Here is a 26,886-nt window from a genome sequence, read left to right on the forward strand (position 1 = left end):
TCGCTCGGCGCGGGGCCCCTCGGGGTGTGCGTCAGTCGGAGAGGCGCTCGCCCCTCGGGTGTGCTCGGGGTGTGCGTCAGTCGGAGAGGCGCTCGCCCGTCGAGGTGGAGAAGACGTGGGTCTCGCCCGGCCGCGGCACGACGTGCAGCTGGGTGCCCTTCTCCGGGACGCGGCGGCCGTTCACGCGGACCACGAGGTCCTTGTGCTCGCCGTTGACCTCGGCGGAGCCGTAGACGTAGCCGTCGGCGCCGAGCTCCTCGACCACGTTGACGGAGACGGCGAGGCCGGCCGGGGCGTCCTCGGACGCCTTGGAGAGGGACTTCGCGGTGGTGCCGTCCTGCTCGACGATGTCGAAGTGCTCCGGGCGGACGCCGACGGTGACCGTGCGGTCGCCGCGGTCGGCGGCGGCGCTCAGGGCCTCGCGGCTGACCGGCACCACGGAGTTGCCGAACTTCACGCCGCCGTCGGTGATCGGGACCTCCACGAGGTTCATGGCGGGGGAGCCGATGAAGCCCGCGACGAAGAGGTTCGCCGGACGGTCGTACATGTTGCGGGGCGAGTCGATCTGCTGGAGGAGCCCGTCCTTGAGGACGGCCACGCGGTCGCCCATGGTCATGGCCTCGACCTGGTCGTGCGTGACGTACACGGTGGTGATGCCGAGGCGGCGCTGGAGGCTCGCGATCTGCGTGCGCGTCGACACGCGGAGCTTGGCGTCGAGGTTGGACAGCGGCTCGTCCATGAGGAAGACCTGCGGCTCGCGCACGATGGCGCGGCCCATGGCGACACGCTGGCGCTGACCGCCGGAGAGCGCCTTCGGCTTGCGGCCGAGGTACTCCGTGAGGTCCAGGATCTTCGCGGCGTCCTCGACCTTCTGGCGGATCTCGGCCTTGTTGACGCCGGCGATCTTCAGGGCGAAGCCCATGTTGTCGGCGACGGTCATGTGCGGGTACAGCGCGTAGTTCTGGAACACCATGGCGATGTCCCGGTCCTTCGGCGGCAGATGCGTGACGTCGCGGTCCCCGATGCGGATCGCGCCCGCGTTCACGTCCTCGAGCCCCGCGAGCATGCGGAGCGAGGTGGACTTGCCGCAGCCGGACGGGCCGACGAGTACGAGGAACTCGCCGTCCTCGATCTCGATGTCGAGGCCGTCGACGGCGGGCTTCTCGGAACCCGGGTACACGCGGGTCGCCTTGTCGAACGTAACAGTGGCCATGGTGAGGGCCCCCTTCACCGGCAGGAACGTGCCGGACGATCCGAGTAGAGGGAGTGGTGTAGTCCACCGGGGTGAACTGCTCGTGACCGTACCCCGGAGGTCCGCGGTCTGTCAGTAGTCGAGGCGTGCCGGGCTTCGCCGATATTTTCGACGGGGGCGGGGGAGTCGTTGGTTACACTGCACGGACGCGATGCGCGCGGCGCCGCGTGTGCCTCCTTAGCTCAGATGGCCAGAGCAACGCACTTGTAATGCGTAGGTCGTCGGTTCGAATCCGACAGGGGGCTCCACGGGAACCCCGGGTCAGAACGGTCTGACCTGGGGTTTTGGCGTTTAGTGGCGGCCCGTTAGTTTGTTTGCCCAGTGGGCCAAGGGGGAGGTCTCCGGGGTGTGGGTGGTGCGTTCGCGGTGGTCGGCGGTGTTGTAGGTGGCGTACATGGCGTGGACGCCCAGCCAGCGGAAGGGTTCCGGTTCCCATTTGCGGACCTTGTGGTCGACCCAGGGGAGGGTCGTGAGGTCGGTGGGGCCCGCCTGGCCGGAGTCCTGTTGGACCAGGTCGCGCAGGGTGCGGGCGGCCAGGTTGGCGGTGGCCACGCCCGAGCCGACGTAGCCGCCCGCCCAGCCGAGGCCCGTCGCGCGGTCCAGGGTGACGGTGGCGCACCAGTCGCGGGGGACGCCGAGGACGCCCGACCAGGCGTGGGTGATCCGGACCCCGGCCAGTTGGGGGAAGAAGCGGGTCAGGACGGTGTGGAGGGCCTCGATCGTGGCGGCCTGGGTGCGGCCGTCGTTGTCCGTCTTCGAGCCGTAGCGGTAGGGGATGCCCCGGCCGCCGAGTGCGATGCGGTCGTCGGCGGTGCGCTGGGCGTACATGTACGCGTGCGCCATGTCGCCGAGCGTCTCGCGGCCCTCCCAGCCGATGGACTCCCACTGGGCGGGCGTCAGGGGTTCCGTCGCGATCATCGAGGAGTTCATGGGGAGCCAGGTGCGGCGTTGGCCCTTGAGGGAGGCCGTGAAGCCCTCCGTGCAGCGCAGGACGTAGGGGGCGCGCACCGTGCCGTACGGGGTGAGCGCGTGCTTCGGCTTGATCTCGGTGACCGGCGTCGACTCGTGGATCGTGACGCCGAGCGCCTCGACGGCGCGGGCCAGGCCCTTGACCAGCTTCACCGGGTGCAGGCGCGCGCCGTGCGGGGTCCAGGTGGAGCCGACGGCGCCCGTGACGCGGACGCGTTCGGCGGTCTCGCGGGCGCCGTGCAGGGTGCGGTCCTTCTCGCCGTAGGACACCTCCCGCTCGTGGAACGCCTTGAGGCGGGCCAACTGGGCCGGCGTGTGCGCGACTTCCAGGACGCCGCCGTGGTGGATGTCGGCCTCGATGGACTCCTCCGCGGCGACGCGGATCACCTCGTCGACCGTCGCGTTCATGGCCTGCTGGAGGCGGACGGCGGCCTCGCGGCCGTGCAACTGGGCGTACCGGTCGCGGCCCGCGATGCCGTTGTAGAGCCAGCCGCCGTTGCGCCCCGAGGCGCCGTAGCCGCAGAACTTCTGCTCCAGGACGGTGATGCGCAGGAAGGGGGCGGCCTTCTTCAGGTAGTACGCCGTCCACAGGCCGGTGTAGCCGCCGCCGACGACGCAGACGTCCGCCGTGGTGTCGCCGGTGAGGGGTTCGCGTGCCGGGGGCAGGCCGTCGTCCGCGTACCAGAACGATATGCCGCCGTTGACGGTGCCGGGGGTGCCCGTGTGGGCCGTGCTGCTGCTCATGGGCGGACGGTACTGCGCAGGTGGGGGCGGTGGGCAGGGGTGGAGCGGTCTTCGGGGCGGAGGTCCCGGTGGCCGGACCGTCCGGCGGGTGGGACACCGCACGCGTTCCGCTACTTTGTGCGAAACCCATCGCACGCTTGATCGCATACTTGGAGGGCTCGACTCATGGCCGTAGACAAGGCCGGGCGCAAGACCGGGCGCAAGGCCGCACGCGTCGCCACCGCCGTGGTGGCCGCGGCGCTGATCGGGGTGGCGGCGTCCGCCTGCGGCCCCGACGGCGACGGCGACGGCGGTGCCGCGAAGTCCTCCTCCGCCGCGCCCGAGTCGAAGCGGCCCGCGTCCGAGGCCCCCGCGTCCGAGGCCCCCGCGTCCGACGCCCCGGAGGCCAAGGCCCCGCCGGCGTCCAGCGCGCGGCTCGCCGAGACGCCCGCCTCCGTGCGGGGCGGCGTCATCACCGTCGGCGACCCGAAGGCCGGGCACACGGTCAAGATCTACGAGGACTCGCGCTGCCCCTTCTGCAAGAAGTTCGAGGAGGGCGGGGCGCAGGCCCTGGTCGGGCCGGTGGCCGACGGCAAGGTCAAGGTCGAGTACGTGATCGCCTCCTTCCTGGACGGCAACCTCGGCGGCAGCGGCTCCGTGAACGCGGCGAACGCGCTGCGGGCGTCGGTGGAGGCGGGCGAATTCCCGAGGTTCCACGCGGCCGTCTTCGCCAACCAGCCCGCGGAGGAGTCGGACGACGCCTACACGCCGGCCTTCCTGCTGAACATCGCCGGCAAGGTCGACGGGCTGCGGGGCGCCGCCTTCGACAAGGCGGTGACCAAGGGGACGTACAAGAAGTGGGTCGGTGAGGCGATGCGGACGTTCACGGCCGACGGCATCCAGGGCACGCCGACCGTCCTCGTCGACGGGAAGAAGCCGGCCGGCGACTCCCTCTACGACCGGGCGGCCTTCGCCAAGGAGCTGAGGACGGCCGGAATCTCCTGACCAGGGCCCCGGGTCCGACCCGTGGACGGCACTGACGTCGGCGCGGGGGCGCTGGCTAGCCTGCCCCCATGATTCGTACCGCCACCCCCGCCGACGTCCCCGTCATCCACGCCCTGGTGCGCGACCTCGCCGCGTACGAGAAGGCGCCCGAGGAGGCGAGGGCCACCGAGGAGCAGCTGCGCGAGGCGCTCTTCGGGGAGCGGCCGGCCGCGTTCGCGCACATCGCGCAGGACGACGCGACCGGCGAGGCGGTGGGCTTCGCGCTGTGGTTCCTCAACTTCTCGACGTGGCGCGGCGTGCACGGCATCTACCTGGAGGACCTGTACGTACGCCCCGAGGCACGCGGCGCCGGACACGGCAGGGCGCTGCTGACCGAACTCGCCCGCATCTGCGTGGAGCGCGGCTACGAGCGGATGGAGTGGTCCGTCCTGGACTGGAACGAACCCTCCATCCACTTCTACGAGGCGCTCGGCGCGCGGCCCCAGGACGAGTGGACCGTGTACCGGCTGACCGACGACGCGCTCACCGCCCTCGGCGCCGCCTAGACACCCCCTAGGTACCCCAGCCGCCTAGACACCCCTTAGGTACCCCAGAGGCACCCCCTGAGGACCCCCTAGAACTCGTCCACGGTGTGCGGCAGGAGGGCGGTGCGCAGCGCCGCGTCCAGGGCCGTGGCCGTGCCCGGCGTGTGTTCCTGGACGAGGCCCGCGCTGGCCAGGGCGGCGATGCTCGTCCCGCCCAGGTAGGCGGCCGCCAGGTCGCGCACGTCGAGGGAGAGGTCGGCGGGGGCGTCCGTCGGTTCGTACGCGCAGCCCTCGGGGGTCGCCGTCAGGCGGTGGCGGCCCGCGTTGGCGGGGAGGCGGTCGTCGCGCACGTCGAGGACCGCGTCCACCGGGGCGGCCCAGGAGCGGGCGGTCAGCGCCGCGCGTACGTCGATGAGCCGCACCCACAGCGCGGGGAACTGGCCGGTGACGCGTACCTGGTCCCGGTCGGCGGCGAAGAGCAGCAGCGGGTCGTCCAGGGGGCGGCCCCAGGCGCGGACCTCGCCCGTCAGGTCGATGGCGGCGAGGTAGCGCCACAGGGCGGCGGCGACGGCCGGGGTGTCGGCCTCCAGGTCGTCCAGGCGGACGAGGCCCGGGGCGTCGTCGCGGGTCCTGGTGCGGTAGACCGCGTACCCGGCGACCGGGGTGCCGAGCGTGACGACGCGGGGCGGCGACAGCTCGTCGTCCTCCTCGTCCTTCTCCACCATCCACTCCTCGCGCCACCACGCCGGGGTGCGGGCGAGGCGGCCCGCGCGGCCGGCGCGGGTGCGGTCGTAGTACGGGCCGAGCAGCTCCGGGGCGTCGGACGGGTCGACCAGGCGCAACGGGCGCTCGTCCGGGGCGATGCGCAGGGCCAGGGGGCGGCGGGAGTCGATCTCCAGGGTGTTCCCGTGGGTGGCGGGGCCGAAGCCGAACCTGCCGTAGATCGCGTCCTCCGACGCCCACAGGGCGGCGATCGGGGCGCCGTCCGCCGCCGCTCTGGCGAACAGCTCGGCGATCATCCCGGAGAGCACGCCCCGGCGCCGGTGCGTCGGCGCCACGGAGACGAACGTCAGCCCGGGGCAGGGCACTTCGCCGCCGGGCACCGACACGGTGAAGGGCAACGCCGCGAGGAACCCGACGAGTTGGTCGCCGTCGTAGGCGCCGACGCGGATGCAGTCGAGCAGCAGGTCGTGGTGGTGCTTGCGCTTCTCGTCCTCGGGGCTCTCGTGGAAGACGAGGTACGCGAGGGACAGGGCGCCGTCGATCCCCGCCTCGGGGACGTCGCGGAACCGGAGGGAGCGGGCGGGTGCGGGGGTGGTCGCGGGCGGGACGGATTCCATATCCATATAACGGACGTTAGTTCCCGAACGCCGTGCGGGCAGGTGAATTTCGGGCCGTAGTGGAAGGCGGGGTTCCGAAAGCCGCTCCCGATGCGGAGGGGCGGGGACGGCTCAGTGGCTCAGTGGCTCAGGGGCAAAGGGACTCAAGGGGTCAGGGGATCAGTACGACCTTGCCCATCGTGCCGCGCGTCTCCAGCGCGCGGTGCGCGGCCGCCGCCTGTGCGAGGGGGTAGCGCTGGACGGCCGGGGTGAAGTGGCCCGTGGCCGCCTCGGCGAGGGCGGCCTCCTCCAGTGTGCGCAGGGGGTTGTCGCCGCCGGCCTGCCGCAGCATCGCCGGTCCGAGGACGTCGACCCGCGTGATGCCGCGTCCGGCCGCTTCCTGCTCGCTCGGCGTCGGCGTCGGCGCCGGTGCCTCGTCGTCGTGGATGCCCTGGCCGGACCAGCCGAAGACGACGTGCAGGCCGCCGGGCCCGAGCAGGTCGACCGCGGCCCGGCCCGCCTCGCCGCCCACGCCGTCGAAGACGACGGTGGCGGCGCGGCCGCCGAGGCTGTCCGTCAGGTGGGCGCGGACCGTGTCGGGCCAGGCCGGGTCGGTGTAGTCGACGGCCAGGTCCGCGCCGTTCGCGCGGACGCGGGCCACCTTGCGCGGGCCGCCCGACAGGCCGATGACGGTGGCGCCCCGGTGCTTGGCGTACTGGGTGAGGAGGGTGCCGATGCCGCCGGCCGCGGCGGGGATGACGGCCACCGTCTCGGGGGTGAGCTCCACGAACCGCAGGATGCCCATCGTCGTACGACCCGTGCCGATGAGGGCGACGGCTTCGGCGAAGTCCAGGTCGTCGGGGAGTTCGTGCAGGCGGGAGGCCTCCGTGACGGTCTGCTCGGCGTAGCCGCCCGGGGCGAGCCCGATGTGGGCGACGACGCGTCTGCCGAGCCAGGCCGGGTCGACGCCCTCGCCGACCTTGTCGACGGTGCCCGCCACCTCGCGGCCCGGGATCGTGGGCAGGGCGGGCAGCTCGGGCAGCGGGCCACGTACGCCCTCGCGGATCGCGGTGTCCAGCAGGTGCACGCCGGCCGCGGCGACGCCGACGCGGACCTGGCCCGCGGCCGGTTCGGGGGCCGCCGTCTCCTCGTACACGAGGTTCTCGGCGGGGCCGAAGGCGTGGAGGCGGATGGCGTGCATGGTGGGCTCCTCACGGGGGGCGGGGCCGCCCCGGTGGGAGGGCGGCGGCTTCGGGGCCCAGCTTTCAACCTGAAGCGGACTTGAGGTCAACCCCCATGGGTGGTGGGCGTCGGTGGCGGCGTTGTCAGTGGGGGCGGGCACGATGGGCGCATGGGTCAGAGGAAGAGCGTGGGCGCGGTCGTGGCGGCCCGGCGGGCCGAGGTGCGGCTGCCGCCGCTGCGGTCCTTCGGGGGCGGGGAGCTGGAGCCCGACGGGGACTACGACGGGGTGGAGTTCGGCGGGCTCGACCTCGGGGGGCAGGACGGGGGCGGCGCGTTCTTCATGGACTGCGCGCTGGTGGGCTGCGGGTTCGGGGAGACCCGGCTGACGCGGGCGCGGTTCGTCGACTGCGTCCTGACGGAGCCGAGGGGCGTGGGCACGGATCTCGCGGAGGCGTCGCTGAGGGACGTCGAGGTGGTCGACGCGCGGCTGGGCGGGGTGCAGTTGCACGGCGCCGTGCTGGAGCGGGTGATGGTGCGGGGCGGGAAGATCGACTGCCTGAATCTGCGGAAGGCGCGGCTGCGGGACGTGATCTTCGAGGGGTGCGTGCTTGTGGAGTCGGACTTCGCGCTGGCGTCCTTGGAGCGGGTGGAGTTCCGGGACTGCGTGCTGCGGGGCGCGGACTTCGGCGGGGCGCGGATGAAGGACGTGGACCTGCGGGCGGCGGGGGAGCTGGAGATCGTGCGCGGGGTGGGCAGCCTGGCCGGGGCGGTGATCAGCCCCGAGCAGCTGATGGAACTGGCGGCGGGTTTCGCCGCGGAGGTGGGCGTACGGGTGGCGGGCTTCGGGGAGTGAGGCGCGGCCCCGCGCGGCGGGCGTCTCGCCGTCCGGCGGGGTGCGGGGGCGGTGGGCGTCTCCGCCGGGGTGGGGGCGGTGGCCGTCTCGCCGTCCGCCGGGCTTCGGGGAGTGAGGCGCCGCCCCGCGCGGTGGGCGTCTCCCCGTGCGCCGGGGTGGCGGGACGCTGGGCGTCTCCCCGTCCGCCGGGTGGGGGGCGCTGGGCTTCTCCTCGTCCGCCGGGGTGGCGAGGCGGTGGGCGTCTCCCCGTGCGCCGGGGTGGGGGGCGGTGGGCGTCTCGCCGTCCGGCGGGGTGGCGGGGCGGTGGGCGTCTCCCCGTCCGCCGGGGTGGGGGCGGTGGCCGTCTCGCCGTCCGCCGGGCTTCGGGGAGTGAGGCGCCGCCCCGCGCGGTGGCCGTCTCCCCGTCCGCCGGGGTGGTCAGGCGCTGGCTGTCTGCGCCGGAGTTGCGGGGCGGTGGGCGTCTCCGCCCGGGTGGGGGCGGTGGCCGTCTCCCCGTGCGCCGGGGCGGTGGGCGTCTCGCCGTCCGGCGGGGTGGCGGGGCGCTGCCCGTCCGCCGGGGTGGCGGCGGGGTCAGTCGGAGACGCGGGGGAAGCGGGACTGGAGGGCCCAGATGGTGGGGTTGTCTGCGAGGGAGTCGTGCAGGTCGGTGAGGTCCGCGACGAGGTCGTGGAGGAAGTCACGCGCCTCGCGCCGCAGCTCCGCGTGGGAGAAGCTCAGCGCGGGCTCCTCCGGGTCCATCCAGTCCGCCTCGATGTCCACCCAGCCGAAGCGGCGGGTGAACAGCATGCGGTCCGTGGACTCCGTGAAGTCCAGCTCGGCGTACTGCGGCCGGGAGGCGCGGCTGCCGAGCGGGTTCTTGTCCAGCGTCTCGACGATGTCGCACAGCGCCCACGCGAAGTCCAGGACGGGAACCCATCCCCAGGCTGTGGACAGTTCCCGGTCGGCCTTGGTGTCCGCCAGATACACGTCCCCGCAGAACAGGTCGTGCCGGAGCGTGTGGACGTCCGCCCTGCCGTAGTCCAGCTCAGGGGGGTCCGGGAAGCGGCGGGAGAGGGCGTAACCGATGTCGAGCACGGTTCGATGGTGTCACGGCCCGGCCATCCTCACGGCAGCAGCCGCTGTTCCTTCGCCACCGCCACCGCGCCCGCCCTCGTGTCGACGCCGAGCTTGTCGTAGATGCGGCCCAGGTGGGTCTTGACGGTGGCCTCGCTGATGAACAGGGCCCGGGCGATGTCGCGGTTGCCGAGCCCTTGGGAGAGCTGGCCGAGGATGTCGCGTTCGCGGTCGGTGAGCGTGGGGCGCGGGGCGCGCATGCGGGCCATGACGCGGGAGGCGACCGGCGGCGAGAGCGCGGTGCGGCCCTGGGACGCGGCGTGGATCGCGGAGAACAGCTCCTCGGGGCGCTCCGCCTTGAGCAGGTAGCCCGTCGCGCCCGCCTCGATCGCCCGCGTGATGTCCGCGTCCGTGTCGTAGGTGGTCAGGACCAGGACGTGGGGCGGGGCGTGGGGCGGGGCGTCGGGGGAGGGCGAGGTGATGCGGCGGGTGGCCTCCACGCCGTCGATGCCCGCGCCCAGTTGCAGGTCCATGAGGACCACGTCGGGCGTCAGCTTGGCGGCCAGGGCGACCGCCTCCTCACCGGTGCCGGCCTCGCCGACCACCTCGATGTCCGGGGCGCTGCCGAGCAGGGCCAGCAGACCCGCGCGGACGACGACGTGGTCGTCGCAGACCAGCAGGCGGACGGGGCGCGATGGGCTCATGACGGGGACTCCTGGGGCATCGACGAGGGGGTCTCCGACGGGATGGGGATCGACACGGAGAGGACGGTGCCCTCGCCCGGCGCCGACTCGACGGTCAGCATGCCGCCGAGCTGACCCGCCCGGGCGCGGATGGCGGGCAGCCCGTGGCCCCGTACGCCCGCCGTGGGCCGGCCGGCCGCGGGCGGCGTGAAGCCGCGGCCGTCGTCCGCGACGTCCAGGACCACCTGGTCGTCCAGGAGCGTCAGGGTCAGCGCGGCCGTCGTGGCGTCCGCGTGCTCGCGTACGTTGGCCAGGGCGCCCTGGGCGATGCGCAGCAGCGCGGAGCCGACCCGGTCGGGCAGCGGCACCGGGGTGCCCTCCACGTGGAGGCGGACGGTCAGACCGGCGTCCGACTCCCGTTCGGCGAGGGCCCGCAGGGCTTCGGTGAGGCCGCCGCCGTCGGCGAGGTCGGCGGGCGCCAGGTCGTGCACGAAGCGGCGGGCCTCGGCCAGACCGCGCTCGGTGATCGACTCGGCGGTACGGACGTGGGCGTGGGCCCTGGCGGGGTCGGTGTCCCAGAGGCGGTCGGCCGCCTGGAGCAGCATCTGCTGGCTGGACAGGCCCTGCGCGAGGGTGTCGTGGATCTCCATGGACAGCCGCTGGCGCTCGGCGAGCGTGCCCGCGCGGCGTTCGGTGGCGGCCAGTTCGCGCCGGGTGCGCAGAAGGTCGTCGATGAGGACGCGCTGGCGGGCCGCCTGGCGCTGCATGTACAGGAAGACGGCGCTCGCCACGGCGGCCCACGCGGGCGGCGCGAACAGCAGGTTCGGGTCGAAGCGGCCCGCGAGCCGCAACTGCGCGGCGACCACGAAGGCGGTCAGGACGGCCACCAGGAACAGCGCGGCGCGGGGCGGCAGCGTGCGCAGCCCGGTGTAGAAGAGCGGCACCGCGCACCACGCGAAGCTCGGCGCGAGGACGACGAGGACGCTCCAGGCGGCCACGACGAGGATCAGCCAGGCGAGGCGGTGCGGCGCGGACCGGGCGCCGAGCGCGGGGCCGGACAGGTAGAGCAGTGCGAGGCAGACCGACAGGGCGATGATCCACGGGGTGCGGGGCCCGGCGGGGTGCCGGAGCAGGAAGCGGACCAGCGAGGAGCCGAGGAGCAGGAAGAACGCGGTGTGCATGACGGCTGCCAGCCAGCGGGCATCGGGGTCGGGTGCCCCCGCCTCCCTGGTCGCGGGGCCCGGGGCCGGCGCGGGCCGTGCCACCACGGGGGCCTCCCTATCGTGCGGCGTGACGCCTTGCTTGAACTGGGCGAACATCCTCATTGTGGCCCGGCGGGGCCACCGGCGGGTCAACCGATCGGCTGACCCTCGTGTCGGCCGGGTCGCGGCCGGCTCCGAGCCGGTACGCCGAGGGGTGGGGCCCGGAAACGGCCGGAGGATCGATGGCAGGGGCAAACGCCCCTTCCGCCGCCCTCCAAGGAGCACCCGATGCAGAAGATCTCCCGCCGCGCCCGCGTCCTCACCGGTGCCGTCGCCGTCGCCGCCCTCAGCACCGGTGCCCTCGGCGCCGTCTCCGCGAACGCCGTCTCCGCGAGCACCGGCGCCCCGGCCGCCAAGCCCGCCGCCGCCACCGCCGACGCGGGCGACAAGAACCTGACGCGGTCGACGCACCTGACCGTCGCCGCCGCCACCAAGGCCGCGCAGGCCACCCTGGACGCGGCGAAGAAGGAGAACCAGCGCGTCTCCGTCGCCGTCGTGGACCGCAACGGCAACACCATCGTCACGCTGCGCGGCGACGGCGCGGGCCCGCAGGCGTACGAGTCCGCCGAGAAGAAGGCGTACACCGCCGTCTCCTGGAACGCGCCCACCTCCGAGCTGGCCAAGCGCCTGGAGCAGGCCCCGAACCTGAAGGACATCCCCGGCACGCTGTTCCTCGCGGGCGGCGCCCCGGTGACCGCCAAGGGCGCGCCCGTCGCCGGCATCGGTGTCGCGGGCGCCCCGAGCGGTGACCTGGACGAGAAGTTCGCCGAGGCGGGCGTCGCGGCCCTGAACCGCTGACCACCCCCGGGCCACCACTTCCCGGACCGCGCCCCCGGCCCGCCCCGGGGACCCCGGCCGCCCCAAGGCCGAACAATTGCCGCATAAGATCATCGGCGTGGACCTGCGATCTCCGGCCGGCCGAGCCGCCCCCGTGCTCCGTACCCTCGCCTGCGCCCTGGCGCTGCTCGCCACCGTCGGCGGGTGCGGCGGCTCGGGCGTGGACGGCACGCCGGGGGCGGACGGCGTGCGCGACCCGTACTTCCCGAAGCTGGGCAACGGCGGGTACGACGTCACGCACTACGACCTGACCCTCGGGTACGACCCGGACGCGCGCCACCTCACCGGCACCGCCGAGATCACCGCGCGCGCCGACAAGAACCTCAGCGCCTTCAACCTCGACCTCAAGGGGCTCGACGTCTCCGCGATCACCGTGGAGGGCAAGGCGGCCCGGTTCCAGCGCGCCGGCCACGAGCTGAAGGTCCGCCCGGCCGACGAACTCGACCGGGGCGAGACGTTCGTGGCCCGCGTCCGCTACAGCGGCACCCCGGAGGCGATCACCGACGCGGACGGCTCCAAGGAGGGCTGGCTCACGACGGCGGACGGCGCGCTCGCACTCGGTGAGCCCACCGGTTCCATGGCGTGGTTCCCCGGCAACCACCACCCGAGCGACAAGGCCTCGTACGACATACAGGTCACCGTCCCCGAGGGCCTGCAGGCCGTTTCCAACGGCGAGTTGACGCGCGAGTCGACGAAGAACGGCCGCACCACCTTCGCCTGGCACAGCGCCGAGCCGATGGCGAGCTACCTGGCGACCGTGGCCGTGGGCAAGTACAAGATGGAGACGTCGGTGACGGAGGACGGCCTGCCGGTCATCACGGCCGTCGACCCCTCGCAGAGGAAGGCGAGCAAGAAGGTCCTCGCCAAGCTCCCGGACGTCATGGAGTGGGCGGAGATGAACTTCGGCCCCTACCCCTTCTCCTCGATCGGCGCGATCGTCGACCGCGAGGAGGACGCGGACTACGCCCTGGAGACCCAGACCCGGCCCGTCTTCCCCGGCGCCCCCGACACCGAGACGCTCGTCCACGAGCTGGCGCACCAGTGGTTCGGCGACTCCGTGACCCCGAGGTCCTGGCGGGACATGTGGCTCAACGAGGGCTTCGCGACGTACGCGGAGTGGCTGTACGCGGAGGACAACGGCGGCGACAGCGCGCAGGAGACGTTCGACGCGCTGTACGAGGGCGACCTCTACGAGAACAAGGAAGCCAACGAGGCCGTCTGGGACTTCCCGCCCGCGAAGCCCACCGACGCGGCGCACATCTCGGAACCGCCGGTCTACGACCGGGGCGCGATGGTCGTCCACAAGATCCGCCGGGCGGTCGGCGACGACGCGTTCTACGTCATCATGCAGGGCTGGACGAAGACGTACCGGCACAAGAACGCCGACACCCGGGACTTCACCGAGTACGTGGAGAAGCACGCGGGCGGCGACGAGGCGCGCGAGAAGGTCCGCCGGATCTGGGGCGACTGGCTGTACGGGGACGGGAAGCCGGAGCACCCCTGAGGCGCGCCGCTCACAGCGGCTTGCGCAGCACCGCGCACGGCCGGCGCAGCGCGCGGTCCTCGCGGTGCCCGATGACGAGATAGCCGAGCGCGGTCCAAAAGCGCAGCGCATCGGGGTTGTTCTCCAGGACGGCCAGGCGCACGGCCGTGCGCCCCGCGTCCCGGAAGCGGTCCTCGACGAGACCGGCGAACCGGCGCCCGACGCCCGTGCGGTGCAGCTCCTCGGCGACCACGAACAGCCCGATCCACGGGTCGGGGTCGGTGGGGTCGGGGTGGTGGGCGAGGGTGACGGCGACGCCGGCGAGGCGCCCCTCGGAGCGGGCGAGGAGCACGTCCGTGCCGGGGCGCGCCAATTCGTCCGCGAGGGCCTTGGCGACCTGTTCGACGCGGATGTCGTCGGGGTCGGGGAAGTCGCCGCTGAGCGCGAAGAACGCGCGGTTCGCCGCGTACAGCGCGGTCACCTCGGTGAGCAGGTGGCCCGGCAGCGCGCCGCCGACGGCGACGAGCGGTTCGAGGATCATGCGGGGCAGGCTAACCGGCCCGCTCGGCCCGCTCGGCCCCGGCTCGCTTGCGGATCTCGCGCCACTCGGCCGCCGCCGTCCAGAGCCAGGCGCCGGACGCGAGCGCGTAGCAGGCGACCCAGCCCGTGAAATGGCCCGCTTCGAGGGCCTCGTCGACGGCGAGCACGGCGAACACGGCGGCAGGCGCGGCCGCGCGGTACAGCTTGTGGCGGGCGAGCCACCGCTGCTTGCGGGGCCCTTCGGCGAGCCGCATGGCGTACACCTCGACGTCGCCGAAGGCGTCCTCGGCGCGCTCGCCGTCCGCCGTGGCCAGGTGCTGCCGGGCCTCCCGCACATGGCCGCGCGCCTCGGCGGCCGGCATGGCGTGCCGGCCCCGCAGCAGCCCTTCGAGGCGGGTCAGCCACTGCTCGTCGCCGGCGGGCGGGCGCGGTGCGAACCAGCGGTCGAGGGGGGCGTCCGGGAACGCGTACGCCCCGACGGCCCAGGCGGCGCAGGCCGCCATCAGCACCGGCACGGGCACGTCGAACAGCCGCTCCCCGGGGGCGGTGGCGGCGAGGGAGACCCCGCCCACGAAGGCGCAGGCGGCCGCCGCGAAGAAGCCCCACATGCCGCGCATCCGGCCGGCGGCGCGGGCGGCGAAGGCGAGGGCGCCGAGCGTGATGGTGGCGGTGATCGCGGCGCATCCGGCGACCGAGGTCCAACTGCCCGTCACCCACAGGCCGTCCTCGATCCAGTGCAGGGCACTCAGGGCGAAGCCGAGGAAGCCGAGCAGGCCCAGGCAGGCGCGGAGGCGTTCGGCGGGGGTCAGGCCGTGCGGGTCGACCCTGGCCCGGCGCTCCTCGCTGATGCGCTCGGCGGCGACGGTACGGGCGTACGCCCCGGGCGCGCCGAGGACCTCCCGGGCGGGCAGCCCCGCCTCGCGCACGAGCTGGTGGGCCTCGGCGAGCACCGCGTCGGTGAGGTCGGCGGGCGCGTCGTGGTCGAGCGCGAGCCGGACGTGGACGGTGTCCGCCCACTCCTCGTCCTCCGGGCGGGCCCAGACGAGGTCGGCCGCCGGTGTCGTGGCTGTCTCCGGTGCCGCGGCTTTCGTCCGTGTCCTGCGCACTGTCATCCCCCTTGCCCTGGCCGAGGAGCGAGCTCGCCCTGGCCGAGGAGCGAGGCGACGGTCCGGGCGAAGTCACCCCACGCGGCCTGGTCACGCCGCAGCCTCGCCCGCCCCTCCTCGGTGATCCGGTAGTACTTCCGCCCGGGACCGCCCTCGCCCGCGCCCCACTCGACGGCGACGGCGCCCTCCTCTTCGAGGCGGGTGAGGGCGGGGTAGAGCGTCGCGGCCTTGACCCCGTCCAGCCCCGCGTCGGCGAGCCGCCCGAGCAGGGCGTAGCCGTAGCTCTTCTCCTCACCGTCGAGGACACCGAGCAGACACAGCGGCAGCGCGGCACGGGTCCACGCGGTGACGACCACGGATGCTCCCCCTCGCCGGGCTCTTCGGTTTCTCGAACTATTACAGGAACGATAATAGTGGAGTCCCACGCCGCGCTCGGTTTCCCGTTCCCGCAACTCCGCGCCCTTGCCTCTCTCGACGAGCCCTCGGAATGATCGAGCCGGAACCTGGCCACTCGGAAGGGGAGATCGTGGAAGTCACCATGCTTGCGACGTCATGTGACAAGAAGGACTGCCCCACCATCTACCTGACCGACCGGGGCACGGTCCTCGTGCAGGGCGGGACACCCACGGGCCACGGTCTGACGATCCCCGCCCACGAGACCCTCGTGGAGATCCCCATGGACCCGACCGGCCCCATCCCCTGCCCGCCGTCGGGGACTTCTGGCTGTTCGACTCGGTCACGGCCGCTCCCATGCGCTACGGCCCTGACGGGGAGTTCCTCGGCGCCGATGTACTCCCCGACGACCGAGGGTCTGAGCACGTGACCTACAGGGACACGGCACTCGCGAACGCGGTGCCCTTCGCGGACTGGTGGGCAAGACACGGGGAGTGAACCGTTCGGAGTTGGGCGCGGCGCTGCGAGTTCTACGGCAGGCCTCCGGCAAGGAGGCCAAGGCTGTGGCTCGCGGTGCCGTCATGTCCGCAAGCAAGCTCAGCAAGATCGAGACGGGGAAGCTCGCCCCGAGCGCGGACGACGTGGACCGCGTCCTCACCGCCATCGGTGTCTCGGACAGCGTCAAGGCGGAGTACATGGAGGCCGCGCGGGCCGTGGCCACGGAAGCCACAGCGTGGCGTCTGATCCAGCGTGCGGGACTCCACAAGGCCCAGAGGCAGCTGCAGGCGGTGGAGGCCCGTATGAGCCTCCTCAGGCTCTTCCAGCCGGCTCTGGTGCCGGGGCTGCTCCAGACCCCGGAGTACATGCGAGCCATCCTGTCGCGCCATGACGACCTCACGGAGGACACGGTCCGGCGCACCATCAGTGCCCGCTTGGAGCGGCAACAGGTGCTGTACGACACGAGCAAGACGCTGCGATTCGTGATCACGGAGCCGGTGCTTCGGTGGCTGATCGTGCCGCCGCTCGTCATGGCCGGGCAGCTGGACCGGATGATCACCCTGTCCCGGCTGCCCAACGTCCACATCGGGGTCGTACCCCTGGCGGGGCCGAAGCACGACCTTCCCAACCACGCTTTTGTCATCAGGGACGACCGGGCCGTGTCGGTGGAGACAGTGCACGCCGATGTAGTGGTGACCGACCCGAGGGACGTTGCCCTGTACGCGGCCAAGTTCGATGGATTCACCGAAAGCTCGCTCTCCGGCGACGAGCTGAAAGGCTTCCTCGAAGGGGTCCGGGACGACCTGTTGCAGCAACGGGAAACGGGCTAGAGGTCCCTCGTCGGCGGTCCGAGGATGTACCCATGCCGACCAAATCGACGAACGACAGACACATTCGTGTCCCCATGCGGTCGACGAAGGACGGTCGGCATATGGCAGACACAGAAATGGTCCTGGCGTCACTGATCTCACAGGAAGGCACACCCATGCCCGAAACCGATCTGTACGGCCTGCCCCTCGACAGCGCCGAGTTCTTCAAGGCGTGTGGGGGCAACACACACCCGGACGGCGAGTCCTGCGCCACGCTGGCGAAGATCGGCCCCGGCGCGTGGGCGTTGGGCGACAGCAAGCGGCCCGGCGCGGAGCCGTTGCGCTTTACCACCGAGGAACTGACCGCGGCCGGTATCGACCCGGCCCGCTTCGGCCTGTCCGCCTGACAGCCATGCGTGCCCCCCGGCTCTGGCTCGCTCCGAGAGGTGGGCCGGGGGCGCTTCTCTTCTTCCTGTAACTGAACGGGACGGCAGTTGCACCACCACGGCTATCTGTGGACCGGCTCCAAGCAGCGGTTCGACGACGAGGCGCTGAGACGGCCCCCGCACCCCGAACCACCACCGGCCGACAAGCCGGAGCTGATCGCGCGGTACAGGGAAGTGAAGGCGGAGTTCCTGGCCGTGGACCTGCCGCCGCTGGAAACGGCTCACTGGCTCATCAAGCCCGCGAAGCTGGTGCGCGGCACCTGGGAGGAGCCGCAGGAAGCGGCGGGATGGCTCGGTCAGCGGCTGGCCGAGTACGCGCCCCGGTTCGCCTCCCGGTTCGACCGCGACAGTACGCGGCTGGCACTACTGGTTCACTGCGCTGCCGAACGGCTCGGTTGGGGCGGGGACGTCTCCCACGGCTTCTACCTGGAGAGGCCCGCGTTCCTGTCCGTGGCCCTGGTGACATGCTCCCCGAACCGTGCCGCACCGGAACTCGTCTGTCCGGCCGATCCGCGCATGAAGAAGACCCCCCGACGGTAAGTCGGGGGGTCTTAGTTCCGTGTTGTCCCGGTACCCGTCTGCGCGGTGTTACCCAGGTCAGGGATCTGGTGCTAGACGTTCACGCCGAAGTCCTGGGCGATGCCGACCAGGCCCGAGGCGTAGCCCTGGCCGACCGCGCGGAACTTCCACTCCGCGCCGTTGCGGTACAGCTCGCCGAAGACCATGGCGGTCTCGGTGGCGGCGTCCTCGGAGAGGTCGTAGCGGGCGATCTCCGCGCCGCCGGCCTGGTTGATGATGCGGATGAACGCGTTCCGCACCTGGCCGAAGTTCTGCGAGCGGTTCTCGGCGTCGTAGATCGAGACCGGGAAGACGATCTTCTCGATGTCGGCCGGCAGACCTTCGAGGTTGACGTTGATCTGCTCGTCGTCGCCCTCGCCCTGGCCCGTGACGTTGTCACCGGTGTGCACGATGGTCTGGTCCGGCGTCGCCTTGTTGTTGAAGAACACGAAGTGCTGGTCGGAGTAGACCTTGCCCTGCGTGTTCACCGCGATCGCGGAGGCGTCGAGGTCGAAGTCGGTGCCGGTGGTGGTGCGGACGTCCCAGCCGAGCCCCACGGTGACGGCGGTCAGGCCCGGAGCCTCCTTGGTGAGCGAGACGTTGCCACCCTTGGACAGGCTTACTGCCATTGTTGGGAGTCCCTTCCCTCGTTACGACGCACCGCGTCTGAGCCAGTGCGTACGGGCTTCGTACTGGGGACGAAGCTACCTTCACTGGTACCAACGCCGTCCGAGGTCCCGAAGGTTCCGCATGGCTTTACTTTCTTTACGTTTCCCTGGCGCGCCCGGCCCAGCGCCCGAGCCGGCCCCGCGTAAAAGTGCGTGACGTGAGCCCGACAGACGCGGGACCATGGGGGACATGTCCGGTCCCTATGTAATCCGCGGTTCGGTCTCCCTGCCGGAGGCCGAGCTGATGTGGCGTTTCTCGCGGTCCTCGGGGCCGGGCGGGCAGCACGTCAACACCACCGACACGCAGGTCGAGCTGCGGTTCGACCTCGCGAACACCGACGCCCTGCCGGAGGTGTGGAAGCGGCGGGCCCTCGAACGGCTCGCGCCGCGCCTGGTCGGCGGCGTCGTGAGCGTGCGGGCCGCCGAGCACCGCTCGCAGTGGCGCAACAGGGAGATGGCCGCCACCCGGCTGGCCTCCCTGCTCGCCGAGGCCACCGCGCCGCCGCCGAAGCCGCGCCGCGCCACGAAGATCCCCCGCGGCATCAACGAACGCCGGCTGCGGAACAAGAAGCAGCGGAGCGAGACGAAGCGGGGCAGGTCGGGACAGGGGTGGGGTTAGCCCGCCCCACCCCGTAAGTGGCTTGCGGGGCGGGCGGCGCGCCCCCGACGGGCGTTCAGCCGAGGTGGCGGTAGCGGCCCCGGAAGTACAGCAGCGGCCCGCCCTCCCCGCTCGGCAGGGACGCCGTCAGCACCCGCCCGATCACCAGCGTGTGGTCGCCCGCCCGCACCGTCTGCTCCGTACGGCACTCCAGCGTGGACAGCGCGCCGCCGATCAGCGGGGCCCCCGACTCGGCGCCCCGCGTGTACGGGATGTCCTCGAACAGCAGCCGGTCGCTGATGCGGCCCTTCATGGCGAAGCGGCCCGCGATGTGGCGCTGGCTCTCGGCGAGCACCGAGACCGCCCACAGCGGCTGCTCGGCCAGCAGGTCGTCCATCCGGGAGCCCTCGCGCAGGCTCACCATGACCAGGGGCGGGTCGAGCGAGACGGAGACGAAGGCCGTCGCCGTCATGCCCACGTCCTCGCCCACCGGGGCGCTCGGGTCGTCGGCGTCCAGGCTCGCCTCGCGCGCCGTCACCAGGACCACTCCCGCCGCCAGCCGGGACATCGCCGCGCGGAACTCGTCGTCGCTCACCCCACCAGCATGCCCATCCGGCGACGGGAGGCGTGGGGAAGGCGGGGCCGGGAGAGTCTTCGGTGTCTGAGCCACGGTGACGACGCTAACCCCCCGGCCCGGGGTGCCACATCGGCCCCGGGGTCGAGGCGGGTCCTAGGTCCCACGGCCGAGGGAAGGGTGGCACGCGGTGCCGTATCGCCCGGTGGACTGGACCAACGACCCTGTCCCACCTGTGACTTGAGTCACAGGGCCCATATTTTGTTGACCCTGTGTACCGGGTGGGCAGCTCGCTGTGATTCAGTGACGGTGGCAATAAGACACTGAGGGCACAAGGGCACAGAAAGACACTGCGGGCGCCGCGCATCCTGGATTGCTGTCGAGGTCTCGGGGAGAACGAGCATGGAGACCGAGTCGGAGCCGTACGTCCGTCTTGCGACCCTGCGGCAGCTGCATCAGGTGGTAGCGGAACTGAACACCGCCCGGAGCCTGGCGGACACGCTGCAGACCGTCGCCGACGGCGTCGTCAACGGCCTTGGCTATGAACTGGCCTGCGTCAATCTCGTGCGCCCGGACGGCGATCTCGTCGTCGCCGCCTTCGCGGGCAACTCCTCCGCCGAGGCCCTCATCACCGGCCGCGTCGGCTCCCGCGACGCCTGGGAGCGCCGCCTGGCCATGGGCGAGGCGTGGGGCGCCCTGCGCTTCATCCCGCACACCGAGGGCTGGATCCTCGACGACGACGACGTCCCGCAGTGGTACACCGAGGGCCCCGAGCCCCGCTTCGAGGACGAGTGGCACCCCGCCGACCGCCTCTTCGCGCCCATGTACGCGACCGGCGCCGCCGGCGGCGAGCTGCTCGGCGTGATCTCCGTGGACCGGCCGCGCAACGGCCGCAGGCCCGGCGCCTGGGGCCGCGAGGCCCTCCAGATGTACGCCTTCCAGGCCGCCATCGCGATCAGCAACGCCCGGCTGCGGGCCAACATGCAGCGCGCCCTGGTCCGCCTGGAGCGCGAGCAGCAGGCACTGCGGGCCAGCGAGGAGTCCTTCCGGCAGGCCTTCGAGTACGCGCCCTCCGGCATGGCCATCGCCGAGATGGGCGGCGACCAGCACGGGCGGCTCCTGCGGACGAACGACGCGCTGTGCCGCCTGCTCGGCCGCCCCGCCTCCGCCATGCGGCGCTACTCCTTCTCCGACCTCGTCCACCCCGAGGACATCGGCACGCTCCTGCGGACCTCCGCCGAGGGCGGCCGCGCCGAGCTGCGGCTGGCGCGGCGCGACGGTACGTACGTCTGGGTCTCGCTGCGCAACTCCGTGGTCGCCGACGCCGCCGACGGGCCCCGCTTCCTGCTCACGCACGTCGAGGACATCGAGGAGCGCAAGCGCCGCGAGCTCCAGCTCGCCCACCGCGCCTCGCACGACTCCCTGACCGGGCTGCCGAACTCCGCCGAGCTGCGCGCCCGCCTCAGCGCCCGCCTGTGCCGCAGGCCGCACGCGGGCAGGCCGAGCGCCGTCGACTCCCTGGACGCCGCCTACGAGCACGGCTTCGACTTCGGGCACGCCTCGCTGGAGCACGCCGACGGCTTCGACCACCACGTCCACACCATCGCCCCCGAGGGCCGCGAGGGGGACGTGGACGACGGCACCAAGGGACTCGCGGTCCTCTTCTGCGACCTCGACGGCTTCAAGTCGATCAACGACCGGTTCGGGCACCACACCGGTGACGCCGTCCTCATCGAGGTCGCCAGGCGCCTGACCAGCGGCGTCCGCGACGGGGACACCGTGGCCCGGCTCGGCGGCGACGAGTTCGTGGTCCTCGCCGACGGGCTCGGCCGCGCCGACGCCCAGGACCTCGCCGTCCGGCTGCGCAACGCGATCATCCCGCCGATCCGGGTCGACGGCAGGGCGGTGCGGGTCGGGGCCAGTTTCGGCATCGGCTGGGCGCACTGCGGGATGTCGGCCGACGAGGTGCTGCACTCCGCCGACCAGCGGATGTACGTGGAGAAGCGCTCCCGTGCCAAACAGCAGCGGCGGGCCGGCTGACCCCCGGGGTGAGGCCGACGCCACCTCTTGGGATCACTTGGACCGGGTAGGCTCCCGCCGTCAGCGATGTGAGGGAGTGACCTGGGAATGACGCCCGGCAATAACGGCGAGAACACGCCGAGCGCGCCGCAGGGCGACGACGATCCGTTCGGCTACCTCTACGAGGACGGACAGGCGGCCGGAGCGACCCCACCCGGCAGCGGGGGCGGCTACGGCTACCCCGGACCCCGGTCCTCGTACCACCACGTCCGGGCGGTCGGCGAGCGCCGCCCCACCTCCTACGGGCAGCCGCAGGCCACCCAGCCGTACGGCCAGCAGGTCCCCCCGCAGCAGGCCCAACAGCCCTACGGCCGGCCGAACCCGCACTACACCGCGCCCGAGGCGCAGCCCGGCGGGGCGCCCGTCGCCCCGCCGCGGAACGCGCCCCCGGGCGGCGGCCGCGGCCGGGGACCCAACAGCAAGGGGCTGCTGATCGCCGCCATAGCGGTGGTGGCCGTCGTCGCCATCGGCATCGGCGCCGCCATGCTGTTCGGCCGCGACGACGACAAGGGCGGCGAGGAGCAGGCGGGCGGCAAGCCGACGGCGGCCCGGACCGTCGAGCCCAGCGAGAAGCCCACGAAGAAGAAGCCGGCCGAGAAGACCGAACTGCCCAAGACGGACGCGAAGGCGCTCCAGCTCCAGGGCGGCACGACCACGGCGTCCGACGTCGCCGGCGCCAAGGCCGCCGGCGGGGTCTACGTGACGGGCTTCGACAAGGTCGGCGCCCAGGTGACCTGGACCGCCAACGGCATCCCGAAGGCCGGTTCGTACAGCCTGCGCGTCAACTACGGCGTGCCCGGCAAGGACTCCAACGCCACCATCCTGGTCAACGGCAAGAAGCAGATCCGCCCCCTGAACATGAAGAACTTCGCCCACGCGAAGGAAGGGGAGTGGGACAAGGGCTGGACCAACACCTGGGCGGTGGTCCAGCTCACCAAGGGCACCAACACCGTCACGCTCACCTGCGAGCAGGACAACCTGTGCGGGTCCACCGGCGCCAACATCGACCAGATGTGGCTCGTCGAGGGCGAACTGGGCTAGCCCCCGCCGGGGTTATGCCAGCAGCCCCAGGAAACCCGCCACCGTCCCGGCCATCGCCTCGCGGGCCGGGGCGAGGTATTTCCTGGGGTCCACGACCGAGGCGTGCGCCGCGAGGTGGGCGCGTACCTCGGTCGTGAACGCCGTGTTGAGCGCCGTGCCGACATTGATCTTCACCATGCCGGAGGCGATGGCGCGGCGGATCTCCGCGTCCGGTACGCCACTTGAGCCGTGCAGCACCAACGGCGCGGGCACGGCCGCCGCCAGGGAAGCGATCAACTCGTGGTCCAGGGTCGCCGTCCGCTCCGTCATCGCGTGCGAGGAGCCGACGGCCACCGCGAGCGCGTCCACGCCCGTGTCGGCGACGTACGCGGCCGCCTCCGCCGGGTCCGTGCGCACCCCGGGCGTGTGCGCGTCCAGCGGCGGCTCGCCCTCCTTGCCGCCCACCTCGCCCAGCTCCGCCTCGACCCAGATGCCCCGCTCATGGCCCCAGCGCACCGCGTCCGCCGTCGCCTTCACGTTCTCGCCGTACGTCAGCTTCGAGGCGTCGAACATCACGGAGCTGAAGCCCTCCGGGTGGGCGGCCCGCAGCAGTTCGACGTCCGTCACATGGTCCAGGTGCAGGGCGAGCCGGGCCGAGGACGCGCGGGCCACGGCCGCCGTCGCCGCCGCCACCGGGCCCGGGCGGCCGCCGTGGAAGCGCACCGCGTTCTGCGAGATCTGGAGGATCGCCGCCGTCCCGGCGCGCTCGGCGCCCAGCGCGATCGCCTCGGCGTGTTCCAGCGTGATGACGTTGAACGCGGCGACGCCGTGACCCGCGGCGCGGGCCTCCGCGACGAGTTCGCCGGTACGGACCAGTGGCACGTGCTCCCCAATTCCCGGGGCGCTGCGCCCCGTTGCGCGGTGCGGATACGGCTCTTCGTGCGGTCGTGCGGTCGTGCGGTCTTGCGGGTACGGCTCTTGGTGGGGGGCTACCCCGTGGGGGCCTTGGTGGTCACCGTGACCCGCGTCAGCAGGGCCTCGTACGTCGAGGGGTCGAACTCGCCCGCCACCGGCGCCGCGACGGTCGCCGCCGACAGCGCGACGGCGCGCACGAGCCGCTCCGGCCACGGCAGGCCCTCGGCGAGGGCGGAGAGCAGCCCGGCGACCGCCGAGTCACCCGCGCCCGTCGGGTTGCCCCGCACCGGCGCGGGCGGGCGCGCCTGCCAGGTGCCGTCGGGTGTCCGGGCCAGGAGGCCGTCGGCGCCGAGCGAGGCGACCACGGCGTGCGCGCCCCTGCGGCGGGCGTCGCGGGTGGCCCGCTCCGGGTCCTGCGAGCCGGTCAGCACGGCCAGTTCGTCGGCGTTGGGCTTGACGACGTCGGGGCGGGCGGCGACCCCGCGCCGCAGCGGCTCCCCGCTGGTGTCGAGCAGGACGGGGACGCCGGCGGCGCGCGCCACCCGTACCAGCAGGGCGTACGCGCCGACGGGGACGCCGGGCGGCAGGCTGCCGCAGAGCGCGACCGCCGTCGTCCCGGGGGCCCGCACCAGGTCCTCGTAGGAGTCGAGGAAGACGGCCCATTCGGCGGGGGTGATGTCCGGGCCGGGTTCGTTGAACTGCGTGGTGTCGCCGGTCGAGGCGTCGACGACGGCGAGGGTGCGGCGGGTGGCGGTCGCGGCCGGGGTGAGCGCGTCCGTGATCCGGGGCTCGGCGGCCAGGTGGGCGCGCAGGGAGAGGCCGGTGTCGCCGCCGGCGAAACCGGTGACGGTCACGTCGTGGCCGAGGGCCGCGAGGACGCGGGCGACGTTGACGCCTTTGCCGCCGGGGCGTTCGCGCACGTCCGTGACGCGGTGCGAGGCGTGCGGGGTGAGGGCGGGGACGCGGTAGGTGAGATCGACGGCGGTGTTCAGCGTGACGGTGAGCATCACTGGTGACCACCCCCGGAGTGCCTGTGTCCCGCCGCGCTTTCGCCGTTCTGATCATGCCAAACGGAAGGCGGTTGGCCCAGAGGCGAGGGCCGACCGCCTCGCGCTCAGCCGGGTTCGACCACCCATTCGCCCTTGCGCATCACGCCCTTGACGTCGAAGTGGGCGTCCAGGACCACCAGGTCCGCGTCCTTGCCCGGCTCCAGGGAGCCCACCGTGTCGGCCATGCCCAGCAGCCTGGCCGGGTTCGCCGACAGGGCGCGGACGGTGTCCTCGACGGAGAGCCCGTCGACGGTCACCGAGCGCTTGAAGGCGCGGTCCAGGGTGAGGGTGGAGCCCGCGATGGAGCCGCCCTCCACGAGCCGCGCCACGCTGTCCCGCACCTCGACCTCCAGGGGGCCGAGCATGTACCGGCCGTCGCCGAAGCCCGCCGCGTCCATCGCGTCGGTGATGAACGCGACGCGGTCCGCGCCCGCCCGGTGGAAGGCCAGCTCCAGGGCGGCCGGGTGCAGATGCGTGCCGTCGTTGATCAGCTCGACGGTGACCCGCTCGTCCTCCAGGAGGGCGGCGATCGGGCCCGGCGCGCGGTGGCCGAGACCCGGCATCGCGTTGAACAGGTGCGTGGCGACGGTGGCGCCCGCGTCGATGGCCTCCACCGTCTGCTCGTACGTGGCGTCCGTGTGGCCCACGGCGGCGATCACGCCGTGTTCGGCGAGGAGGCGCACGGAGTCGAGGCCGCCCGGCAGCTCGGTGGCGAGGGTGAGCATCTTCGCGTGTCCCCGGGCGGCGTCGAGCAGCTTGCGGACGTCGGAGGGGTCGGGGTCGCGCAGGAGGGCCTCGCTGTGGGCGCCCTTGCGGCACGGCGAGATGAAGGGCCCCTCGAAGTGGACGCCCGCGATGTCGCCCTGCTCGGCCAGCTCGCTCAGCAGCCCGGCCCGCTGGGCGAGGAAGTCCATGTCGCCGGTCACCGTGGAGGCGACGAGCGTGGTCGTGCCGTGCAGGCGGTGCGTGTGGACGCCCTTGAGTACGTCCTCCACGGTGCCGGAGGTGAAGGAGGCGCCGCCGCCGCCGTGGTTGTGGAGGTCGACGAAGCCGGGGACGATCCAGTGGCCCGTGAGGTCGATGGTGGGCGCGTCGGCGGGGGCGGTGGCGGCGATGCGGGTGCCGTCGACGATCACCCGGCCGTCGGTGAGGGTTCCGGTGGGCAGTACCACCTGGGCACCGGCGAGAACCTTGCTAGTGGCCATCAGGTGGTTACCTCCGTGGGGTCGGTCTTCTTGGGGTCGGTTTTCTGGGGGTCGGTGTCCCCGGGGTTCGTTGTCCCGGGGGTCGTGGGAGCCGTGGGGGCCGGCGTCTCGTCGAGGAGGTCCCAGGCGAGGAGGCCCGCGCCCAGGCATCCGGCGGTGTCGCCGAGGGCCGCGGGGACGATTTCGGGCAGCGTCTGGAACTGGACGACGCGGGCCGCGACGGCGGCACGCAGCGGTGTGAACAAGGTTTCCCCGGCCTCGGCCAGACCGCCACCGATGATCAGGGTGTGCGGGTCCAGCAGGGTGAGGGCGGTCAGCAGACCGTCGGCCAGGGCGTCGATCGCGTTCCGCCAGACCTCCTGGGCCCTCGGGTCGCCGGACTCCACGGCCTTCGCGCAGTCGGCGGCGTCCGCTTGCGGGTCGCCGCTCGCCTGTGCCCAGGCCCTGCTGACCGCCGACGCGGACGCCAGGCGCTCCAGGCAGCCGCGCTGGCCGCAGCCGCAGGGGGGGCCGCCGGGGCGTACGACGATGTGGCCGATCTCGCCCGCTGAGCCGTGGGCGCCCGGTTCGATGGCGCCGGCGATGCCGATGGCGCCGGCGATGCCGGTTCCCAGGGGGACGAACAGGAACCGGTCGGCGCCCCTGCCCGCTCCCAGGCGGCCCTCGGCGAGGCCGCCCGTGCGGACGTCGTGGCCCAGAGCCACGGGGGCGCCGGCCAGGCGGACGCTGAGGAGGTCTCTCAGAGGGACGTCGGTCCAGCCGAGGTTGGCGGCGTACACGGCGATGCCGCGGGGGGCGTCGACGATGCCGGGCACCGCGACGCCTGCCGCGGCGGCCGGTTCGCCCAGGTGGGCCTCGCCGTGGGCCCGGAGGTCCTCGGCGAAACCGAGGATGGACTCGATCACGGCGGCCGGGCCGCGGTCCCGGTCGGTGGGGCGGCGGGCCTCGTGGAGCAGGGTGCCGTCCGCGGCCACCAGGGCGGCCTTCATTGCGGTGCCGCCTACATCGAGGGCGATGACGTGTCTCACGGGGGACAGTGTCGCGTGGTGGTCGCGAAAGGTCTAGTCCACTTCGTTTCTCGGCTGTGCCGCGCGCTTTCTTCTTGGGGTCGCCTGGGTCTCCCACCCACCCGCCCGTTCACCCGGGGTCGGGCCCGCGCCGTAGGAGCAGCCCCACCGCTTCGCGGCGGATATCCCCCACCCACCCACCCGATTGCCCGGGATCGGCCCGCGCCGTAGGAGCAGCCCCACCGCTTCGCGGCGGACGTCTCCCACCCACCCACC

At 73.0% G+C, this 26,886-nt stretch carries 28 protein-coding genes and 1 tRNA gene; 13 read left to right on the top strand and 16 right to left on the bottom strand.

Features of this window, described 5'->3' with window-relative positions; translation table 11 throughout:
• Positions 1-76: 76 nt before the first annotated feature.
• A complete protein-coding gene (gene ugpC / locus ABZ385_RS24640; RefSeq protein WP_358582723.1) occupies positions 77-1,213 on the bottom strand; it encodes a sn-glycerol-3-phosphate ABC transporter ATP-binding protein UgpC in 1,137 nt (378 codons plus the stop codon).
• A 210-nt stretch (positions 1,214-1,423) separates the two neighbouring features.
• On the opposite strand from ugpC, the gene ABZ385_RS24645 reads away from it, so the two are divergent.
• Positions 1,424-1,500, top strand: a tRNA-Thr gene (locus ABZ385_RS24645).
• Between the two features lie 43 nt (positions 1,501-1,543).
• On the opposite strand, the gene ABZ385_RS24650 is transcribed toward ABZ385_RS24645, so the two are convergent.
• Positions 1,544-2,965, bottom strand: a complete 1,422-nt coding sequence (locus ABZ385_RS24650; protein WP_358913178.1) for an FAD-dependent oxidoreductase — start codon at positions 2,963-2,965, stop codon at positions 1,544-1,546.
• Positions 2,966-3,130: 165 nt separating this feature from the next.
• On the opposite strand from ABZ385_RS24650, the gene ABZ385_RS24655 reads away from it, so the two are divergent.
• Positions 3,131-3,949 carry a thioredoxin domain-containing protein gene (locus tag ABZ385_RS24655; RefSeq protein WP_358913179.1) on the top strand — a complete coding sequence of 273 codons (819 nt, stop codon included), beginning with the start codon at positions 3,131-3,133 and terminating at the stop codon, positions 3,947-3,949.
• A gap of 68 nt (positions 3,950-4,017) precedes the next feature.
• Entirely contained in the window at positions 4,018-4,494 is a 477-nt protein-coding gene (locus ABZ385_RS24660) for a GNAT family N-acetyltransferase (RefSeq protein ID WP_358700166.1), read from the top strand.
• Between the two features lie 68 nt (positions 4,495-4,562).
• Here ABZ385_RS24660 and ABZ385_RS24665 read toward each other — a convergent pair whose 3' ends face one another.
• Complete coding sequence (locus ABZ385_RS24665) at positions 4,563-5,813, bottom strand: GNAT family N-acetyltransferase (protein WP_358582762.1); 1,251 nt, start codon at positions 5,811-5,813, stop codon at positions 4,563-4,565.
• Between the two features lie 151 nt (positions 5,814-5,964).
• Complete coding sequence (locus tag ABZ385_RS24670) at positions 5,965-6,993, bottom strand: zinc-binding dehydrogenase (protein WP_358582668.1); 1,029 nt, start codon at positions 6,991-6,993, stop codon at positions 5,965-5,967.
• Between the two features lie 150 nt (positions 6,994-7,143).
• On the opposite strand from ABZ385_RS24670, the gene ABZ385_RS24675 reads away from it, so the two are divergent.
• Positions 7,144-7,827: a pentapeptide repeat-containing protein gene (locus ABZ385_RS24675; protein WP_358913180.1), complete on the top strand. Its 684-nt coding sequence runs from the start codon at positions 7,144-7,146 to the stop codon at positions 7,825-7,827.
• A 570-nt stretch (positions 7,828-8,397) separates the two neighbouring features.
• Here the strand turns inward: ABZ385_RS24675 and ABZ385_RS24680 are convergent.
• The 3 genes from ABZ385_RS24680 to ABZ385_RS24690 are packed head-to-tail and all read right to left on the bottom strand — an operon-like array spanning position 8,398 to position 10,744.
• Positions 8,398-8,901: a hypothetical protein gene (locus ABZ385_RS24680; RefSeq protein WP_358582663.1), complete on the bottom strand. Its 504-nt coding sequence runs from the start codon at positions 8,899-8,901 to the stop codon at positions 8,398-8,400.
• Positions 8,902-8,930: 29 nt separating this feature from the next.
• The gene (locus ABZ385_RS24685; protein ID WP_358582660.1) at positions 8,931-9,584 is read right to left on the bottom strand and encodes a response regulator transcription factor; all 654 of its coding nucleotides are present in this window, start codon (positions 9,582-9,584) and stop codon (positions 8,931-8,933) included.
• Positions 9,581-10,744: a sensor histidine kinase gene (locus ABZ385_RS24690; RefSeq protein WP_358913200.1), complete on the bottom strand. Its 1,164-nt coding sequence runs from the start codon at positions 10,742-10,744 to the stop codon at positions 9,581-9,583. Before ABZ385_RS24690 ends, ABZ385_RS24685 begins: the two co-directional genes overlap by 4 nt.
• Before the next feature lie 309 nt (positions 10,745-11,053).
• On the opposite strand from ABZ385_RS24690, the gene ABZ385_RS24695 reads away from it, so the two are divergent.
• Positions 11,054-11,623 carry a heme-binding protein gene (locus ABZ385_RS24695; RefSeq protein ID WP_358913182.1) on the top strand — a complete coding sequence of 190 codons (570 nt, stop codon included), beginning with the start codon at positions 11,054-11,056 and terminating at the stop codon, positions 11,621-11,623.
• Positions 11,624-11,780: 157 nt separating this feature from the next.
• On the top strand, positions 11,781-13,166 hold the full coding sequence (locus ABZ385_RS24700) for a M1 family metallopeptidase (protein WP_358582756.1): 1,386 nt from the start codon (positions 11,781-11,783) through the stop codon (positions 13,164-13,166).
• A 10-nt stretch (positions 13,167-13,176) separates the two neighbouring features.
• Here the strand turns inward: ABZ385_RS24700 and ABZ385_RS24705 are convergent, their stop codons facing one another.
• The 3 genes from ABZ385_RS24705 to ABZ385_RS24715 are packed head-to-tail and all read right to left on the bottom strand — an operon-like array spanning position 13,177 to position 15,147.
• The gene (locus ABZ385_RS24705) at positions 13,177-13,686 is read right to left on the bottom strand and encodes a GNAT family N-acetyltransferase (RefSeq protein WP_358582655.1); all 510 of its coding nucleotides are present in this window, start codon (positions 13,684-13,686) and stop codon (positions 13,177-13,179) included.
• A gap of 10 nt (positions 13,687-13,696) precedes the next feature.
• Positions 13,697-14,791 (bottom strand): hypothetical protein, encoded by a 1,095-nt coding sequence (locus ABZ385_RS24710; RefSeq protein WP_358913183.1) that lies wholly within the window; start codon positions 14,789-14,791, stop codon positions 13,697-13,699.
• A gap of 2 nt (positions 14,792-14,793) precedes the next feature.
• Positions 14,794-15,147, bottom strand: a complete 354-nt coding sequence (locus ABZ385_RS24715; RefSeq protein ID WP_358913185.1) for a PadR family transcriptional regulator — start codon at positions 15,145-15,147, stop codon at positions 14,794-14,796.
• Between the two features lie 394 nt (positions 15,148-15,541).
• On the opposite strand from ABZ385_RS24715, the gene ABZ385_RS24720 reads away from it, so the two are divergent.
• From ABZ385_RS24720 to ABZ385_RS24735, 4 genes are all read left to right on the top strand, one after another.
• Entirely contained in the window at positions 15,542-15,682 is a 141-nt protein-coding gene (locus tag ABZ385_RS24720; protein ID WP_358913186.1) for a hypothetical protein, read from the top strand.
• Positions 15,679-16,512: a helix-turn-helix transcriptional regulator gene (locus tag ABZ385_RS24725; protein WP_358582643.1), complete on the top strand. Its 834-nt coding sequence runs from the start codon at positions 15,679-15,681 to the stop codon at positions 16,510-16,512. The genes ABZ385_RS24720 and ABZ385_RS24725 overlap by 4 nt, the downstream gene beginning before the upstream one ends.
• A 155-nt stretch (positions 16,513-16,667) precedes the next feature.
• A complete protein-coding gene (locus tag ABZ385_RS24730) occupies positions 16,668-16,898 on the top strand; it encodes a DUF397 domain-containing protein (RefSeq protein WP_358913188.1) in 231 nt (76 codons plus the stop codon).
• An 87-nt stretch (positions 16,899-16,985) separates the two neighbouring features.
• A complete protein-coding gene (locus ABZ385_RS24735) occupies positions 16,986-17,477 on the top strand; it encodes a hypothetical protein (protein ID WP_358913189.1) in 492 nt (163 codons plus the stop codon).
• Positions 17,478-17,548: 71 nt separating this feature from the next.
• Here the strand turns inward: ABZ385_RS24735 and ABZ385_RS24740 are convergent, their stop codons facing one another.
• Complete coding sequence (locus tag ABZ385_RS24740; protein WP_358582640.1) at positions 17,549-18,124, bottom strand: TerD family protein; 576 nt, start codon at positions 18,122-18,124, stop codon at positions 17,549-17,551.
• 220 nt (positions 18,125-18,344) lie between these two features.
• Between ABZ385_RS24740 and arfB the strand changes: the two genes are divergently transcribed.
• Complete coding sequence (gene arfB, locus ABZ385_RS24745) at positions 18,345-18,782, top strand: alternative ribosome rescue aminoacyl-tRNA hydrolase ArfB (RefSeq protein WP_358582638.1); 438 nt, start codon at positions 18,345-18,347, stop codon at positions 18,780-18,782.
• Between the two features lie 55 nt (positions 18,783-18,837).
• On the opposite strand, the gene ABZ385_RS24750 is transcribed toward arfB, so the two are convergent.
• Entirely contained in the window at positions 18,838-19,329 is a 492-nt protein-coding gene (locus ABZ385_RS24750) for a flavin reductase family protein (protein WP_358582753.1), read from the bottom strand.
• 408 nt (positions 19,330-19,737) lie between these two features.
• Here ABZ385_RS24750 and cdgB point away from each other — a divergent pair, with 408 nt between their 5' ends.
• Together cdgB and ABZ385_RS24760 are read left to right on the top strand one after the other, a co-directional pair.
• Entirely contained in the window at positions 19,738-21,375 is a 1,638-nt protein-coding gene (gene cdgB / locus ABZ385_RS24755; protein WP_358582636.1) for a diguanylate cyclase CdgB, read from the top strand.
• 87 nt (positions 21,376-21,462) lie between these two features.
• Positions 21,463-22,455, top strand: a complete 993-nt coding sequence (locus ABZ385_RS24760; RefSeq protein ID WP_358913191.1) for a carbohydrate-binding protein — start codon at positions 21,463-21,465, stop codon at positions 22,453-22,455.
• Between the two features lie 12 nt (positions 22,456-22,467).
• Here the strand turns inward: ABZ385_RS24760 and ABZ385_RS24765 are convergent, their stop codons facing one another.
• From ABZ385_RS24765 to ABZ385_RS24780, 4 genes are all read right to left on the bottom strand, one after another.
• Positions 22,468-23,316 carry a class II fructose-bisphosphate aldolase gene (locus ABZ385_RS24765; RefSeq protein WP_358590737.1) on the bottom strand — a complete coding sequence of 283 codons (849 nt, stop codon included), beginning with the start codon at positions 23,314-23,316 and terminating at the stop codon, positions 22,468-22,470.
• Between the two features lie 107 nt (positions 23,317-23,423).
• On the bottom strand, positions 23,424-24,359 hold the full coding sequence (locus tag ABZ385_RS24770; protein ID WP_358913193.1) for a 1-phosphofructokinase family hexose kinase: 936 nt from the start codon (positions 24,357-24,359) through the stop codon (positions 23,424-23,426).
• Positions 24,360-24,463: 104 nt separating this feature from the next.
• Positions 24,464-25,603 (bottom strand): N-acetylglucosamine-6-phosphate deacetylase, encoded by a 1,140-nt coding sequence (gene nagA, locus ABZ385_RS24775; RefSeq protein ID WP_358588358.1) that lies wholly within the window; start codon positions 25,601-25,603, stop codon positions 24,464-24,466.
• On the bottom strand, positions 25,603-26,631 hold the full coding sequence (locus ABZ385_RS24780; protein WP_358913194.1) for an ROK family protein: 1,029 nt from the start codon (positions 26,629-26,631) through the stop codon (positions 25,603-25,605). Before ABZ385_RS24780 ends, nagA begins: the two co-directional genes overlap by 1 nt.
• Between the last annotated feature and the right edge of the window lie 255 nt (positions 26,632-26,886).

The sequence above is a fragment of the Streptomyces sp. NPDC005898 genome (assembly GCF_040629635.1).
Lineage (GTDB): Bacteria > Actinomycetota > Actinomycetes > Streptomycetales > Streptomycetaceae > Streptomyces.